The sequence below is a fragment of the Pseudomonas sp. H1_G08 genome (genome assembly GCF_054681355.1).
Genome location: NZ_CP162822.1, coordinates 3,823,437 through 3,839,268 on the forward strand (window position 1 = coordinate 3,823,437; position 15,832 = coordinate 3,839,268).

The 15,832-nt window shown below is 61.2% G+C and carries 17 protein-coding genes; 8 read left to right on the top strand and 9 right to left on the bottom strand.

Features of this window, described 5'->3' with window-relative positions:
- The first annotated feature begins 317 nt into the window (after positions 1-317).
- Positions 318-734, top strand: a complete 417-nt coding sequence (locus AB4N85_RS17325) for a DUF4124 domain-containing protein (RefSeq protein ID WP_056790380.1) — start codon at positions 318-320, stop codon at positions 732-734.
- A 124-nt stretch (positions 735-858) separates the two neighbouring features.
- On the opposite strand, the gene AB4N85_RS17330 is transcribed toward AB4N85_RS17325, so the two are convergent.
- Genes AB4N85_RS17330 through mrcB form a run of 3 tightly spaced genes read right to left on the bottom strand, consistent with a single transcriptional unit; the run spans position 859 to position 4,284 of the window.
- The gene (locus AB4N85_RS17330; protein ID WP_041477845.1) at positions 859-1,194 is read right to left on the bottom strand and encodes a YqcC family protein; all 336 of its coding nucleotides are present in this window, start codon (positions 1,192-1,194) and stop codon (positions 859-861) included.
- A complete protein-coding gene (locus AB4N85_RS17335) occupies positions 1,194-1,943 on the bottom strand; it encodes a tetratricopeptide repeat protein (protein ID WP_041477844.1) in 750 nt (249 codons plus the stop codon). Before AB4N85_RS17335 ends, AB4N85_RS17330 begins: the two co-directional genes overlap by 1 nt.
- A 16-nt stretch (positions 1,944-1,959) precedes the next feature.
- Complete coding sequence (gene mrcB / locus AB4N85_RS17340; RefSeq protein WP_095181816.1) at positions 1,960-4,284, bottom strand: penicillin-binding protein 1B; 2,325 nt, start codon at positions 4,282-4,284, stop codon at positions 1,960-1,962.
- 116 nt (positions 4,285-4,400) lie between these two features.
- Here mrcB and AB4N85_RS17345 point away from each other — a divergent pair, with 116 nt between their 5' ends.
- The 4 genes from AB4N85_RS17345 (at position 4,401) to AB4N85_RS17360 (ending at position 7,765) form a co-directional block, all read left to right on the top strand.
- Entirely contained in the window at positions 4,401-5,957 is a 1,557-nt protein-coding gene (locus tag AB4N85_RS17345; protein WP_041477842.1) for a bifunctional aminoglycoside phosphotransferase/ATP-binding protein, read from the top strand.
- Between the two features lie 91 nt (positions 5,958-6,048).
- The gene (locus tag AB4N85_RS17350) at positions 6,049-6,393 is read left to right on the top strand and encodes a pentapeptide repeat-containing protein (RefSeq protein ID WP_041477841.1); all 345 of its coding nucleotides are present in this window, start codon (positions 6,049-6,051) and stop codon (positions 6,391-6,393) included.
- 289 nt (positions 6,394-6,682) lie between these two features.
- Positions 6,683-6,955 (top strand): TfoX/Sxy family protein, encoded by a 273-nt coding sequence (locus AB4N85_RS17355; protein WP_016773175.1) that lies wholly within the window; start codon positions 6,683-6,685, stop codon positions 6,953-6,955.
- A 15-nt stretch (positions 6,956-6,970) separates the two neighbouring features.
- On the top strand, positions 6,971-7,765 hold the full coding sequence (locus tag AB4N85_RS17360) for a Crp/Fnr family transcriptional regulator (protein ID WP_252868288.1): 795 nt from the start codon (positions 6,971-6,973) through the stop codon (positions 7,763-7,765).
- 233 nt (positions 7,766-7,998) lie between these two features.
- On the opposite strand, the gene AB4N85_RS17365 is transcribed toward AB4N85_RS17360, so the two are convergent.
- The 4 genes from AB4N85_RS17365 to AB4N85_RS17380 are packed head-to-tail and all read right to left on the bottom strand — an operon-like array spanning position 7,999 to position 11,540.
- Positions 7,999-8,847 carry a ChaN family lipoprotein gene (locus AB4N85_RS17365; protein WP_460065204.1) on the bottom strand — a complete coding sequence of 283 codons (849 nt, stop codon included), beginning with the start codon at positions 8,845-8,847 and terminating at the stop codon, positions 7,999-8,001.
- Between the two features lie 19 nt (positions 8,848-8,866).
- Positions 8,867-9,634, bottom strand: a complete 768-nt coding sequence (locus tag AB4N85_RS17370) for a heme ABC transporter ATP-binding protein (protein ID WP_460065208.1) — start codon at positions 9,632-9,634, stop codon at positions 8,867-8,869.
- Positions 9,634-10,617 (bottom strand): FecCD family ABC transporter permease, encoded by a 984-nt coding sequence (locus AB4N85_RS17375; protein WP_163032956.1) that lies wholly within the window; start codon positions 10,615-10,617, stop codon positions 9,634-9,636. Before AB4N85_RS17375 ends, AB4N85_RS17370 begins: the two co-directional genes overlap by 1 nt.
- A 50-nt stretch (positions 10,618-10,667) precedes the next feature.
- Complete coding sequence (locus tag AB4N85_RS17380) at positions 10,668-11,540, bottom strand: heme/hemin ABC transporter substrate-binding protein (protein ID WP_460065211.1); 873 nt, start codon at positions 11,538-11,540, stop codon at positions 10,668-10,670.
- Positions 11,541-11,704: 164 nt separating this feature from the next.
- Here AB4N85_RS17380 and AB4N85_RS17385 point away from each other — a divergent pair, with 164 nt between their 5' ends.
- Positions 11,705-12,022: a Rieske (2Fe-2S) protein gene (locus AB4N85_RS17385; protein WP_305381540.1), complete on the top strand. Its 318-nt coding sequence runs from the start codon at positions 11,705-11,707 to the stop codon at positions 12,020-12,022.
- On the opposite strand, the gene sfsA is transcribed toward AB4N85_RS17385, so the two are convergent.
- Together sfsA and AB4N85_RS17395 are read right to left on the bottom strand one after the other, a co-directional pair.
- The gene (gene sfsA / locus AB4N85_RS17390; protein WP_258707209.1) at positions 12,019-12,732 is read right to left on the bottom strand and encodes a DNA/RNA nuclease SfsA; all 714 of its coding nucleotides are present in this window, start codon (positions 12,730-12,732) and stop codon (positions 12,019-12,021) included. The two genes, AB4N85_RS17385 and sfsA, sit on opposite strands and share 4 nt — an antisense overlap.
- Positions 12,732-13,901, bottom strand: a complete 1,170-nt coding sequence (locus AB4N85_RS17395) for a pyridoxal phosphate-dependent aminotransferase (RefSeq protein ID WP_150638524.1) — start codon at positions 13,899-13,901, stop codon at positions 12,732-12,734. Before AB4N85_RS17395 ends, sfsA begins: the two co-directional genes overlap by 1 nt.
- A gap of 332 nt (positions 13,902-14,233) precedes the next feature.
- On the opposite strand from AB4N85_RS17395, the gene dksA reads away from it, so the two are divergent.
- Positions 14,234-14,677, top strand: coding sequence for an RNA polymerase-binding protein DksA (gene dksA / locus AB4N85_RS17400; RefSeq protein WP_041477831.1), 444 nt, complete (start codon positions 14,234-14,236; stop codon positions 14,675-14,677).
- A gap of 211 nt (positions 14,678-14,888) precedes the next feature.
- Entirely contained in the window at positions 14,889-15,782 is an 894-nt protein-coding gene (gene gluQRS, locus AB4N85_RS17405) for a tRNA glutamyl-Q(34) synthetase GluQRS (RefSeq protein WP_252886811.1), read from the top strand.
- Positions 15,783-15,832 lie beyond the last annotated feature (50 nt).

Below are 15,832 nucleotides of genomic sequence, written 5' to 3' on the forward strand. Positions count from 1 at the left end.
CGACGGTGGTCGCCGACTACGTCAGCACTGACTGAGCAAGTATTGGGATCGTCCCAAGTGTTGCGGGCCTTTCCCACCCAGCGCGAGGTAACGCGTTGCGGGTGTAACAGGTCGGCGCGGATGTGCGCCTCATGATCTACCGAGTGGGTCTGCTTCTGGCAGTCCCTCTACAGCGGACTTTGGATTCTTCTGTTTCGCCCTCTGCAAGTCAAGTCGTCTGTGGGGTTAATTGTGGGTAAGCACATGAGAACGCAAGAAAAAACCTGAAAAGCGCTACTCTGTTAGCGTCAATTGCGCATTTTTGCCAAGGAATCAGCATGCGAACGCTCCTCCTCACTTTGCTGATCGGTCTCAGCCCATGGTGCTCGGCCGCTCAAATCTACAAATGGGTCGATGCCCAAGGCGTCACACATTTCGATGCACAACCGCCGCAGGGCCAACCGGCGACGACCCTGCAAACGCCCTCCTCACCCGCGCCGAAAGCCGCGCCGCTGCCGGGCGGCGGCGTACTCGGCGATCAGAAAGCCATTGATGCCAAGGTGAAGAAACAGGTCGCCGAGCAGCAGGCGCAGCTCAAGGCCTTTTGCGAACAGGCACGCACGAACCTGGCGCAACTGCAGAACAATCCGCGCTTGCGTGAGGAGGTCGAGGGGGATTTGCGCAGGCTCGACGATACACAGCGTCAGGAACGCATCGTCGAAGCGAAGAAGCAGATTGCCGAGAATTGCTCGTAATCGCTACGTCGGAACTTGTAGGAGCTGACGAGTGCAACGAGGCTGCGATCTTTTGATCCTGCTCGTCTAAAATCAAAAGATCGCAGCCTTCGGCAGCTCCTACAAAGCTCCTACACAACCGCGCTCAGCGGGAGGCAGTGATCAGCAGGTCAAACTCTTTGAGCAGCACCTGCAACTGCCGATCCTTGCCGCCAAGGTTGCGCTGGGCGAAGACCATTTCCGCCATTTCCTGAATGCCCGAGGCGTTCGGCAAGGGCAGATCCTGTTCGAGGATCATCTTCATGCGCGGCAGGAAGATCCATTGCAGCCATTGCTCGAAGTCCAGCGTGTCGACCGAAAACGGCTCGACACTGCTCAGGGCTTCGACCGACGGCTGAACCTCATCCCACCAGCCCTGGGTGCGCAGCTCGCGTTCAATCAACAACAGCTGATCGGCGATTTTCGGGAAACGCACGTCCATCACAGGGAAACCTTGGCCTTCTGACGGGCCAGCGCGGCGCCGGCGGAATCGCCTTGTTTCTCACGAGATTGAGCGATGATTTCCCACAGGCTGGCTTGCAGATCCGGACGACCGTTGGCCATGGTCAGCGCACGACGGGCAAACTGCTCGGCTTGCGGCGCATCGCCCTGGGCCATGCGCACCTGCGCCAGACGGTAAAGCACTTGTGGCTCCCGGGGGGCGACACGTTGCGCCCGCTCCAGGCTGGAAGAGGCACCGTTGAGGTCGCCGCCGGCCTGCTGCTGTTGCGCGGTGGTCAGCAAGGCGAGTACCGGACCGTCCAGTTGCTCATCCGCCGACAGCCCGCCACCGCTGCTGGCCGAAGGAATGCCACTTGGCGTCGACGGCATGCTGTAGCTGCCGGAGTTGATCGGCGCCGACTCAACCGCCGATGGGTTATACGGCCCCGACGTGATACCGCCAGATGCAGGCCCCGGGACGATCGGCGAAGAACTGATCGGTGTTGACACCGCAGCACCGCCGCCCGGCACCATCACCACCACGCCGGTATCGCCTTGCGGAATCGCCTGAGTCTGGCCCTGCGCCGGGCGCTTGACCGTGGTCTGGCGGAAACCGCCATTGGCGCCGATGCGTTCGCTATTGGACACGGCCGTACCCGAATCCACTACCGGAATCGAACCACGCTGTACGGTGGAGCAGCCGCTGAGCAAAGCCACGGCGGTCACCGCTGGAATCAACCACTTGTTCACTTGAAACCCTCTTTGCTTAATTCATCCAGCCCTTGACCCAGTCCATCACCGATTCCGGCGAGGCAGGTGTTTCGCTTGCACACGCGGCGCCGGGTGGCGGCTCGCTGCCGCGAATATACGGCATCTGTACCGCGCCGGGGCAGTTGGCATCGGAACCCTGGCCGGTGCGCGAATCGACCCACGCTTGCACGACGTTGTCCGGCTGCGGCATGTCCAGCGGCAGCGGATCGGCCTTGCGCATGAAACTGGTCCAGACCTGCAACGCACCGGTGGCCCCGGTGAACGGCGTCTTGCCGTTGTCGTCGCGGCCGAGCCAGACCACTGCCAGCAGATCCTGACTGAAACCGGCAAACCAGCTGTCGCGCGAATCGTTACTGGTACCGGTCTTGCCCGCCAGTGTCAGGGTCTTGGGCAGCACGTTATAAACCGAACTGCCGGTACCTTCACGCATCACCCGCTGCATGGCGTTCTGGATCAGGTAAATCGAGGCAGGGTCGAAGCGCTGTTCGATCTGGAACGGATAACGCTTGAGCGGCTCGCCCTCGGCGGTCAGCACGCTGCGAATGCCGCGCATCGGCGTATTGAAACCACCGTTGGCCAGCGTCTGGTACATGGTCGCCACTTCGATCGGCGTCATACCGCCAGCACCGAGCAGCATCGACGGGAACGCCGGGAATTCACGGGTAACTCCCAGACGACCTACGGTCTTGAGCACGTTCGGCACGCCGACTTCCAGGCCCAGACGCGAGGTCGACAGGTTGTAGGAATGCGCCAGGCCCTGATAGAGGAACACTGTACCGTGGGAGCGGCGATCGTAGTTCTGCGGTTTCCACACCTGACCGTTGGCGCCCTTGACCGACAGTGGATCGTCCGACAGCCAACTGGTCAACGTGTACTGGCTCGGTTTCTCCAGCGCGGTCAGATACACCGCCGGTTTGATCAGCGAGCCGATCGGGCGTACCGCATCGAGTGCGCGGTTGAAACCGGCGTAACTGGCCTGACGGCTGCCGATCATCGCCTGGACTTCACCGGTTTCCGGGTTGGTCACGACCATCGCCGCTTCGACGTCATCCGAGCCCTTGCGCCCGGCCAGACGCTTGAATGTGTCGTTGACCGAGGCTTCGGCTTTCATCTGCAGAATCGGGTCGAAACTGGTGAAGATGCGCAGGCCTTCTTCGGTCAAGTCTTCGTCGCGGTAGTCTTCGCGCAACTGACGTTTGACCAGGTCGATAAAGCCCGGGAACGAGCTGTCGGCGAGCTTGCCGCGAGTCGTTACACCGAGCGGCATTTTCTTCGCCGCTTCGACCTGTTCGGGGGTTGCCACGCCTTGCTGCGCCAGCACGTCGAGGACCAGATTGCGCCGCTCCAGCGCGCGTTCCGGGTTGCGGCGCGGGTTGTAGTAGGACGGTCCCTTGACCATGCCGACCAGCATCGCAACCTGATGCAGTTTCAGCTCGGACAATGGCTGGCCGAAGAAGAACTGACTGGCCAGACCAAAACCGTGCACCGCACGCTGGCCATCCTGACCGACGAAGACTTCGTTGAGGTAGGCCTCAAGAATTTCCTTCTTGTCGTAATGCAGTTCCAGCAGCAACGCCATCATCGCTTCGGTGAGCTTGCGGGTCAGGCTGCGTTCGCTTGTCAGGTAAAAGTTCTTCACCAACTGCTGGGTCAGCGTACTGCCGCCCTGGGTCATCTTGCCGCCGGAGGTGTTGATCCACACGGCGCGGGCGATCGATTTCGGCGACACGCCCCAGTGGCTGTAGAAGTCGCGGTCTTCGACGGCGATCAGGGTTTCGAGCAGGTACGGCGGCACCTGATCGAGTTTGATCAGGATGCGGTCTTCGAGATTTTTCGGGTAAATGCCGCCGATCATCAGCGGCTCGAGGCGCACCACCGACAGTTTCGAACCGTTGGTCGAGGACAGTTCGGCGACGTAGTCGCCGGAGAAGCGCACACGCACTGGCTGCGGCTTTTCCAGACCTTCATAGAACTGGAAGCCACGAGTGTTCAGGTCAACCGTATTGCCGCTGACGGCGGCGGCGCCGGGGCCATTGCTCACGGCTTCGCGGCGATAGCCGAGGGCATCGAGTTCGGTGAGGAAATCGTCCTTGCTGAGCTTCTGTCCGACGAACAGCTCAAGCGGGCGCGCGTACACCTTGGCCGGGATGGTCCAGCGCTTGCCGGAGAACTTCTCCTGCACCACGGCATCGAGGTAAACGGCAAAGCCGGCCAGCACTACAAGGCCGACCAGGCTGAGTTTAATGGCCCAGCTCAACCATGGGCTGAGGCCCTTGGCTGGTGGTTTTTTCTTGGTACGGGGGGATCGGGATCGAGTCATGGCGGCGGATTATACGCACTTTATCGATCCTCAACAGGCACGCTCGGAGGTTTGCGTCAGGCGGGCAAGCAGCCATAATGGCCGCCTCGAATTCCCCCGCCTCTGAAGGATCGCCCGTGAGCCAGTCCCTGATCGCTGCCCTGCAAAACCCGGCCCTCTACCCGCATCCCGTCGAAGGGTTTCAGGTCATCGAAACCCACATCTCGTGGGTGATTCTCACCGGCCCCTTTGCCTATAAAGTGAAGAAGCCGGTGAATTTCGGCTTCCTCGACTTCACCAGCCTCGACGCACGTGCGCATTTCTGCGCTGAAGAGCTGCGTCTGAACCAGCGTCTGACCGCTGATTTGTATCTCGACGTGTTGCCGATCACCGGCAGCGTCGAAGCACCACAACTGGGCGGCGACGGCCCGGCTATCGAATACGTGCTGAAAATGCGCCAGTTCCCGCAGAGCGGGTTGCTCAGCACCCTGCAAGCCAATGGCGAACTGACCACTCAGCACATCGATGCGTTGGCCGAACAGATCGCCCATTTCCATCTCAACGCCCCGAAAGTCCCGGCCGAACACGACGCCGGCACGCCGGACAGCGTGATGGCGCCGGTCGCGCAAAACTTCGAGCAGATCCTGCCGTTCCTCAGCGACAAGAACGATTTGCTGCAACTTGAGGCATTGAAAGCCTGGGCCGAAAGCAGCTTCGAGCGCCTCAAGCCCCTGTTCGCCCAGCGCAAGACGCAAGGTTTCACCCGTGAATGCCACGGCGACATCCATTTGGGCAACGCCACGGTCATCGACGGTAATGTGGTGATCTTCGACTGCATCGAGTTCAACGAGCCATTCCGTTTCACTGATGTCTGGGCCGACACCGGCTTCCTCGCCATGGACCTGGAAGACCGTGGCCTGAAATCGTTGGCGCGTCGCCTCATCAGCCAGTATCTGGAACTGACCGGCGACTATGAGGGCCTGGAAGTGCTGAACTTCTATAAAGCCTACCGCGCGCTGGTGCGGGCCAAGGTGGCATTGTTCAGCATGCCGGCGGACGCGACTGCGGTGCAGCGCGCCACCACCCTGCGCCAGTACCGCAACTACGCCAACCTGGCGGAAAGCTACAGCACCATTCCTTCGCGCTTCATGGCCATTACCCACGGTGTTTCCGCAGTCGGCAAGAGCCATGTGGCCATGCGCCTGGTCGAAGCGCTGGGCGCAATTCGCCTGCGTTCCGATGTCGAGCGCAAGCGCCTGTTCGGTGAGCAGACCGTTGCCAACGACGTGCAGGCCGGCATTTACAGTGCCGACGCCAGCACCGCGACCTACGCACGTCTGCATGAAATCGCCGAGGTGATCCTGCACGCCGGCTTCCCGGTGGTGATCGACGCGACTTACCTCAAGCGTGAACAGCGCGACAACGCGGCGAAGATTGCCGAAGCCACCGGCACGCCGTTCCTGATCCTCGACTGCAACGCCCCGCAAGCCGTGATCGAGAGCTGGCTGGCGATGCGCCAGGCCGATCAGAAGGATCCGTCCGACGCCACCCTGGCAGTGATCGAAGCGCAGCAGGCCAATCGCGAAGCGCTGACCCCGGAGGAGATTCTGCGCAGCAAACGCGTGCAGACCAATGAATCCGGCACGCTGGACACCGTGGTTGCGCAGATCCGTCAGCGCCTGCCGGGCCTGTAAAAAACTATTTCGGCCGTGAAGCCCTCGCTCGCTTCACGGCCGGCAAATAGTGGCACTATACTGGCGTCATAAAACCAACAGGTGATCTGACATGAGCCAGCCTAAACTGCTCGACACTCCGCTTTACGCCCTGCTGCACAAAGATGACGTTGCAGGCTTCAACAAAGAACGTCCACAGGATGGTCTGATCGACATGGTCGGCGGCGATTTCCGTGGCCTCGACCTGCGTGAACTGAACGCCGATAACGTGGATTTCCGGGATGCGTATTTCCGCTCCGCCGATTTGCGTGGCATCGATTTCCGCAAGGCTTCGCTCGAAGGCGCCAGCCTGGCCCATGCACAGATTTCCGGTGCGTACTTTCCGCCGGAGCTGAGTGCCGACGAGATCCTGATGTCAATGAATTTCGGTACACGATTGCGCTATCGCACTCGCTGATATCCGGAAATCTTCCTGACACCACGCCTTGCCCCTATGGGAGCGAGCCTGCTCGCGACGGCGTAGTGTCAGTCGATATTGATTGTGTCTGATACGCCCTCTTCGCGAGCAGGCTCGCTCCCACATTGATAATCGTTTACCTCCCTTCCCTCTGCGTTCGCAGGTCCTTTACCCCCCTTTCTTAGAAGCTTTTGCGTCGAATCCGACCAAACAACCACGCTTTTCCTACTGATGGCTACACTGCTGAGAAGCTCGCCCACGCACCATTCGGCCGTCGCAAGGAGGCTTGATGAATGATGAACTGCAACACCTGAAAAATCTTGGCAAGACATCGGCGCAATGGCTGCATGCCGTGGGCATCCACAGCGCCTCGGACTTGCGTCGCCTCGGTGCAGTGGATGCCTACCGGGCCGTGCGTACTCGAGGCTTTCGCGCTTCAAAGGTGTTGTTGTATGCGATCGAAGGGGCGTTGATGGACGTGCACTGGAACGACATCCCTGCCGAGCGCAAGGACGCCTTGAACAAGCAGCTCGAAGCCATTTCTGCGCGCCATAAAAACTGAACAGGCGCTGACGCCATGTATTTGCTGGGGGAACAGTCGGCGCACGCCGACGTATTGATCAATCGCTTGCAGAGTCTTCCCGGGCAATGGCTACAGGATTTGTCGCCGTGTGCGCCTGTTGTCGAACTGGAGGCCACGGATGATTTGTTTGCGCAGTTGCCGGACGATCAGCTGTTTTTGCTGAGCGAGGGCGTTGTGCATGGCTGCATCGCGGGCCGCCCTCTGTTCTATTGGCAGGAAGGTGATCTGCTCGGTCTGCAACGTGGCGAGCAATGGAGCGACTGTCGCGTATGCGGCGACAGCACTGTGCGCCTGCTGCCCTACGGTCGCGCAGAGGTTTTGCAGCATTTGTATGCCGACCCTGATCGAGCCGAGCAGCTTCTGAGCTATCTGCTCGGGCAAATGGCGCTGCTCGCCCACGCTGTGGCCGAGTTGAAACCCCGGGAGTTCCGCAGCACCAACGGCTTCAAACGGGTCGAGGCCGGCGCCGTGCTGATCCAACAGGGCGATGCAGCGGATCATGTCTTCGTGATCATCGACGGGCACGCCGAGGCATTTGTTGACGGGCACAAGGTCGGTGACGTGCCGAAGGACGAGATTTTCGGCGCCATGGCGTTGTTTACCGGCGAGCCGCGCAACGCTTCGGTGGTGACGTCCGAGCCGAGCACGGTGATGTTGATTCCCGGTGATCAATTTTTGAGCATGACTCGCAGCAATCCGAAGATCGCCCATGGCCTGATTGAGGGTATGGCTCGACGCATCGGACAGTTGAATCGCCAGATCACGCAGTTGACGACGCAGCGCACCTAGCGCATAGCCCTTTATTCACAGGGCCTCACCACCACTCGCAAAACTAAATTACAGATTTGCAAAAACAGCGGTTGACGCGGTAATGAGAATCGCTATGATTATCACAACTGGTCGCGAGATCAGTCGATATTCTGAAAAGCCCTTGGTTCGGACTCTCAGATTATCTCCTCATCAGGCTAATCACGGTTATTTGACCCGGTTTTTTACCGGGTCTTTTTTTGCCTGCCGAAAAGTCATTTGGCGAATTGCTGACGCATCTGCTCGCAGTAATCCGGCTTCGGTGTGGCCGGCGTGTACCAGACGTAATCGGCCATCGCCGGCGTTACCGCAGCGCCCTGCTCGGCCAGCATCAATACGATCGGTGGCTTGCCAGCGCCGAGATCCATCAGATGCAGCGGCACGCCAACATCCTTGCGCGCATGCCAGGCACCGGCCAGCAGGATCGAAGGCATTGGCGCCGCCAGCATGCGTTCGGCCATGCGTCGATCACGCTGTTGCTGAATTGCCAGCATCGCCGGCATCCGTGATTCGGGCAGCAGGCCGCAGTGGGATTCACTGACTTGTCCAAGCAACGTGTTCTGCACGGACAACGCATTACTGCGAGGACCGTTCAGCGCAGGTGGATTTCGGTAAAACGCACGGATTTCCCTGTCATCGAGATTGGCCGCCAGCAGCGGATATGGCTGTGTCAGAGCGAAGCGCACGATCGGCCCGTAAAGATTCCAGTCCCAGCCCTCCTGCCAGGTCAATGCCGCAGGCAAATCAGCCGCGACGGACTTCGACTGGCGCAGCGCATCGACTTTCGCTTGTTGATCCGGCGTGAGCATTTCCAGCAGCAGACTGCCTTGCGCCCGGCGCTCGCCCAGCGACTGCAACAGCCACAATTGCGCAGCATGATGATCGGCATTGTCGTGCTGCTCACCGATGATCAAACGCTCAGGTTCAGCGAGACGCACCAGCAGTTGCTGCGCGGTGAGCATCTCGCCGCTGCGCAGATCGCGGATATCGCCGCCCACCGGTGGAGCCGCCACGTGCTGACACCCCGCGAGCAACACCAGTGCCAACAACCACAATCCACGCATGCGACACCTCGATGATTGATCAGCGGGCGATGATCAGCGGATGCCCACGCTCCGGGTGCGGTTGCACCAAAACCTCCAGGCCGAACACCGCTCTGAGCGTATCCGGACGCAGAACCTGCTGCGGGGTATCCAGCGCAACCGGGCGCCCCTCCTCCAGCAACAGCACGCGATCACAATAGCGCGCCGCAAGATTCAGATCATGCAGGATCACCAGTACCGCCGCGCCGCGATCGGCGAACTCGCGCACCGCCTGCAAGGTGGTGTGCTGATGCAGCGGATCGAGCATCGATGTCGGTTCGTCGAGCAACAAGGTTTGCCCGGCCTGACCCGGCCAGAGTTGCGCCAGCACCCGCGCCAGATGCACGCGCTGACGCTCGCCACCTGACAACGCCAGATAGCTGCGCCCACTCAGGTGCCCGGCATCGGCGGCGGCCAGCGCTCCCGCGACGATTTCGTCATCACGTACGCGCCCGGTCTGGTACGGCAAACGGCCCATGCCGACGACCTCTTCGACGGCGAAGGCAAAATCCAGCGTCGACACCTGCGGCAACACCGCCAGTCGTTGTGCCCGCTGTGTTCCGCTCCAATAGCTCAATGCCTGACCATCGAGCGAAACGTTGCCGTCACTGGCAAGCAACTCCCCGCACAAGGCGCCAAGCAACGTGCTTTTCCCGGCGCCGTTCGGCCCCAGCACCCCAAGCACCTCGCCGGGTTCGAGTTGCAGCGTGACCCCACTGAGCACTGCTTTGCGGCCACGGCGGACATGCAGATTGTGCGCAGACAACATCAGGCACGCCCTCGCAGCAGCAGATAAAGGAAGAACGGCGCGCCGATAAACGCGGTGACAATGCCGATCGGCAACTCCGCCGGCGCCAGCGCCAGGCGCGCCACCAGATCGGCGAGCAATAACAGGCTCGCACCCGCCAGCACCGAGGCTGGCAATAGCACTTTGTGATCGGGGCCGGCCAGCAGGCGCACCAGATGCGGCACCACCAGCCCGACAAAACCGATCATGCCCGCAGCGGCCACCGCCGCGCCGACACCCAGCGCGGTGCAGAACACCAGTTCGCGCTTGAGCCGTTCGACATCGATGCCCAGATGACCGGCCTCGGATTCACCGAGCAACAAGGCATTCAATGCCTTGGCCCGACGCGGCAACCACAGCGCCACGCCGATGGTGATGATCAGCAGTGGCCACAGCCGCGCGTAACTGGCGCCGTTGAGGCTGCCCAGGTTCCAGAATGTCAGGGTGCGCAGCGTGGCGTCATCGGCCAGGTAAGTGAACAGACCGACCGCCGAACTGGCCAGCGCCGTCAGCGCGATACCGGCCAGCAACATGGTCGCCACGTGGGTCTGACCGTTGCGCCTGCCCAGCCGATAGACCAGCGCCGTCACCCCGAGCCCGCCAAGAAACGCGCACACCGACAACAGATACGGCCCGAACCACTCCGGCAGGCCGCCAAAGAACGAGCCGCCGACAATCGCAATCGCCGCGCCAAGTGCCGCGCCACTGGACACCCCGACCAGCCCCGGGTCCGCCAGCGGATTACGAAACAGACCCTGCATCGCCACGCCGGACAGCGCCAGCACGCCACCGACAGCCAAGCCGAGCAAGGTTCGCGGCAGGCGGATCTGGCCGAGAATCAGCTCGGCCTGCTCCAGACCTTCCGGCGCCAGCGGCACGCCGATCAGACGCAGCGCCGCGCGCAGGGTATCGAACAACGGCAGGCTCACCGGCCCCAATGCCAGCGACAGCCAGATCGCCAGCAAACACAGCAATGTCAGGCCGATGAACAAGCCACGGGGTTTGACCTGTGTGGTCATTGGCCGCCCTTGGCCGGGTAGAAACCGTCCGTCAGGGTTTGCAAAGCAGCCGGCAACCGTGGCCCGAGACCGCCCACCAGCAGCGTCGGGTCCAGCTCCATCACCCGCCCGCTCTTGGCCGCGCGGCTGGAATTGAGGATGGGGTTTTCCTTGAACAACGCGGCTTTTGCCGCCTCGCCGGTCAATGCTCGGTCAGCGAACACCAGCACTTCGGGATCGAGGCTGGCGAGGGATTCGACAGAAAACGGTTTGTAGCCGGTATGCGTCGCAAGGTTGTGCCCGCCAGCCTGTTGCAGCAACCAGTCGGCGGCAGTGTCCTTGCCGGCGATCAACGGCTTGCCGCCGGCGTGCCCGAGCAACAGCAACACACCGGGGGCTTTCTGTGTGGTTTGCACTTGGGCAACTCGCACTGTCTGCGCCTGGAGTTGCTGTTGATAACTCTGCAGTAGCTGCGCCGCCTGGCTTTGTGCGCCGAGCAACTGGCCCAGATGAGTGACATTCTTTTCCAGCGTCGGCAGATCAGGCTGGGCTGAAAACAACTCGACCTGTACCTTGGCTGCTTTGACTTGCGCCAGAACCGGCGGCGGCCCCATTTCTTCGGTACCGATCAGAATGTCCGGACGCAGGCTCAAGATGCCTTCGGCCGACAGGCTGCGCTGATAACCAATACTCGGCAGCGCCTGCAACGATTCGGGATGCTGGCTGGTGGTATCGACCCCCACCAGCTTCGACTCGCCGCCCAGTGCGCTGACCCATTCCGACAGCGCGCCACCGGCGCTGACCCAGCGTTGCGGTAAATCCGCCGCAGCCGCCTGATGGCAGAGCAAAAGGCCGGCGCACAGCACGGCAACGCGGGTTTTCAGGCGCATACACAGCTTCCTTGAACAAGGTTTCCCGGGCATCGGCGCAGCGAGCCAAGTATCCTCGGCAACGGCCAGACTCCCTGTGGGAGAAGGTCGCCATTTGATAATTGTTTGCATTTGAACGTCAAGCTCGGACATATCCAGACACGAGCGGACATTAGAGGATAGCCATGAAGTTTCTCTGCGCCGGCAGTGATCTGGCCGAAGCCGGCAGTCGCGGTTTCGAAATTGAAGGCAAAAAGCTTTTCGCCGTGCGTCGTGGCGGGCAGGTCTATGTCTACTTCAATCGCTGCCCGCATCGCGGCGTCGGGCTGGAATGGCAGCCCGACCAGTTTCTCGACCCCAGCAACAGTCTGATCCAGTGCGCCACCCATGGCGCACTGTTTCTGATCGAGAACGGCGAATGCGTCGCCGGCCCCTGCGCCGGGCAGTCACTCACGGCAATTGAATGCCGGGAAGATACACGAGGCGTGTGGATCGACGTTTAACCGTTGAGCCGCACGTCGAGTCGGCGATCGATGACCATCTCTTCATGGTCAAGGCGCACGCCATACGCCAACACCTCGACACCGCACGCGACCGCCTCACGCAGCGCCTCGGCGTAAGCCCAATCGATTTCCTCGGCCGGGCGCACGGCATCGATGCCGGTGAGGTTCACGCAGTACAACTGCACCGCCCGAATGCCGTCGCGCGCCAGATGCGCCAGCTCGCGCAGATGTTTGGCGCCGCGCTGGGTCACCGCATCGGGAAACGCCGCCACCGCCGTGCCGTCGAAGCCGAGGGTGACGCTTTTGACTTCGACATACGCCGGGCCGCTGGGGTATTCGAGGCGGAAGTCGATGCGGCTTTTTTCCTGTCCGTAGGCAACCTCACGCTTCAACGCGGTAAAGCCGTTCAACTCGGTAATCACCCCAGCGTGCAAGGCTTCTTCGACCAAACCGTTGGCGCGCCCGGTGTTGACGCAAAACAGCCGGCCCTGCGGGGTTTCGCCAATTTCCCAAGTGCCGGGCAACTTGCGTTTAGGGTCATTGGAGCGACTGAACCAGACCTGCCCGCCCTCGACCTGGCAATTGAGCATCGAACCGGTATTCGGACAGTGAATGGTCAGCAACTCGCCGCTAACGGTCTCGATATCAGCGAGAAAACGCTTGTAACGTCGAATCAGCCGCGCTTCTTCCAGAGCAGGATAAAAGCGCATCAGCCTTGCCAGCTCTTCAAGCCGCGCGCGATGCGCTCCACCGCTGCCTGCAAACGTGCGAGGTTTTGTGTGTAAGCGAAGCGCACGTGATGACCGGCCTGATAACGACCGAAATCCAGTCCCGGCGTAAAGGCGACGTGCTCGGTTTCGAGGAAATGCCGGCAGAACGCGAAGGCATCGCCGCCGAAACGGCTGATATCGGCGTACAGATAAAACGCACCTTCAGGCTCAACGGCAATGTTGAAACCGAGTTCACGCAGCGCCGGCAGGAGAAAATCGCGACGGCGCGCAAACTCGGCGCGGCGCTCTTCGAGAATCGCAATGGTGGCGGGCTCGAAACAGGCCAGCGCAGCGTATTGCGCCATGCTTGGCGCGCTGATGTAGAGGTTCTGCGCAAGCTTTTCCAATTCGCTGACCGCCGCGTCTGGCGCCACCAGCCAGCCCAGGCGCCAACCGGTCATACCGAAATACTTGGAGAAACTGTTAAGGACAAAAGCGCCGTCATCGACTTCCAGCACACTGGCAGCATCAGTGCCGTAGGTCAGGCCGTGGTAGATCTCATCCACCACCAAGTGCCCGTGCCGGGCCTTGATAGCTGTGGATAATCCGCCCAGTTCATCGCGGGTCAGCAGGGTTCCGGTCGGGTTGGCCGGCGAAGCGACGAGGGCGCCGACACTGTCGTGGTCCCAATGCCGCGCCACCAGATCCGGGGTCAGTTGATAACGCACCTCCGGCCCGACCGGCACCAATTGCGCCGCGCCTTCGACCAGCCGCAAGAAATGCCGATTGCACGGGTAGCCGGGGTCGGCGAGCAGCCAGTGTTTACCCGGATCGACCAACAGGGCACTGGCCAGCAACAACGCGCCGGAGCCGCCCGGCGTGATCAGAATCCGCCGTGGGTCGATATTCAGGCCGTAACGCGATTGGTAGAAACCGGCGATCGCCTCGCGCAGTTCGGGAATGCCACGGGCGGCGGTGTAGCGGGTCTTGCCCGCCGTCAGCGCCGCTTGTCCGGCGCGAATGATCGGCTCGGCGGTGGTGAAGTCCGGCTCGCCGATTTCCAGATGGATCACGTCGTGGCCTTCGGCCTGCAATTCATTGGCCCGCGCCAGCAGCGCCATCACATGGAACGGTTCGATCGCACGACTGCGCGCACTGTAGGGGGCCATTGGAATGCCTTCGACGGAAAAAAGAGACGATTCTACCTGTCTGCCGGAACGAGCGAGAACCCGTGAAGGTCACAGCCTCAAGAACGCTGGACCGTAACGATCTGAACGTACGCTCCAGGATTGACTAAAATCAGTGATTGAACAGGTCTCCCTTCCCACAGACACGGCTTGTCAGACATCTGCAAGCGCCACCCGCCGGGGGCTCGACATCCGGGAGTAGCGCAGGCTGATTTGATCTGGTAAGTTCGCCCGCTTGCAGCCGCAGGGCCGGCAGGTGTCGGTGATGGAGCAATCCTGCGCAATGGATTACAAGAGTAGAGGCGGTCCATTTCATGCCCACCCAAGCAAAGCAACAGCAGCAAACGTCGATCAGCGGCTTCGAACCTTACGTTCAGAAGGCGGGTGAAGAGTACATGGGCGCTCCGATGCGCGCGCACTTCACCAAGATCCTGAACAAGTGGAAACTGGACTTGATGCAGGAAGTCGACCGTACGGTTGATCACATGAAAGACGAAGCGGCCAACTTCCCTGACCCGGCCGACCGTGCCAGCCAGGAAGAAGAGTTCTCCCTCGAACTGCGCGCCCGCGACCGCGAGCGCAAGCTGATCAAGAAAATCGACAAGACCCTGCAGTTGATCGAAGACGAAGAGTACGGCTGGTGCGAGTCCTGCGGCATCGAGATTGGCGTCAAGCGCCTCGAAGCCCGTCCGACCGCGGATCTGTGCATCGACTGCAAGACCCTGGCGGAAATCAAGGAAAAGCAGGTCGGCAAGTAATCTCGGCCTGAACGAAAAACGGAGCGTGTGAACGCTCCGTTTTTGTTTCTGTGTTTTGCCCGCGGAACCTGCTTCTGCCTCTGTGGGAGCGAGCCTGCTCGCGAAAGCGTCCTCTCAGATAACTCTCTTTCATGACTGACACAGCTTTCGCGAGCAGGCTCGCTCCCACAGGGGTAACCTGCTTAAATTCTGAATAGCCTTTATCGCCTCCATGACTGCCAAATCCCCCGCCTACATCGGCCGCTTCGCCCCTACCCCCAGTGGCCACCTGCACTTCGGTTCGCTGGTCGCTGCGTTGGCGTCTTACCTCGACGCCCGCTCCGTCGGTGGGCGCTGGCTGGTGCGCATGGAAGATCTCGATCCGCCGCGCGAAGAGCCCGGTGCGCAAGCGGCGATTCTCAAGGCGCTGGAAAGCTACGGTTTCGAATGGGACGGCGAAATGGTCCGCCAGAGCGATCGGCACGCTGCCTACGCCGAAGTGCTCGACAGCCTGTTCAACCATGGCCTTGCCTACGCCTGCACCTGCTCGCGCAAACAACTGGAGCCCTATCACGGGATTTATCCGGGGTTTTGCCGCAATGCCGGGCATGATCAGCACGACGCCGCGATCCGCCTGCGCGTGCCGGAGCTGGAATACCACTTCATCGATCGCGTGCAGGGCGAATACCGTCAGCACCTGGGCCGCGACGTCGGCGACTTCGTCATTCGTCGGCGCGATGGTCTCTACGCTTATCAATTGGCGGTGGTGCTCGACGACGCCTGGCAAGGCATTACCGATATTGTGCGCGGCGCCGATCTGCTCGATTCGACGCCGCGTCAGCTGTACCTGCAAGAACTGCTCGGCCTGAAACAGCCGCGCTATCTGCACCTGCCACTGATCACCCAGCCGGACGGCAACAAACTCGGCAAGTCCTACCGTTCGCCGCCGCTCGAAGCCGATCAGGCCACGCCGTTGCTGCTGCGGGCCTTGCGCGCGCTGGGGCAGCATCCCGGCACCGAACTGGCTCACGCTTCGCCGCGCGAACTGCTGGCCTGGGGCAGCGCACATTGGGATGCTGCCAAGATCCCGCGCACACTGACCCTGCCCGAAGCGCAACTGCAATGACGACACTTGCAGTCGCGCGCCCATCCGTTACCATCGCCGCACGTTTTCGG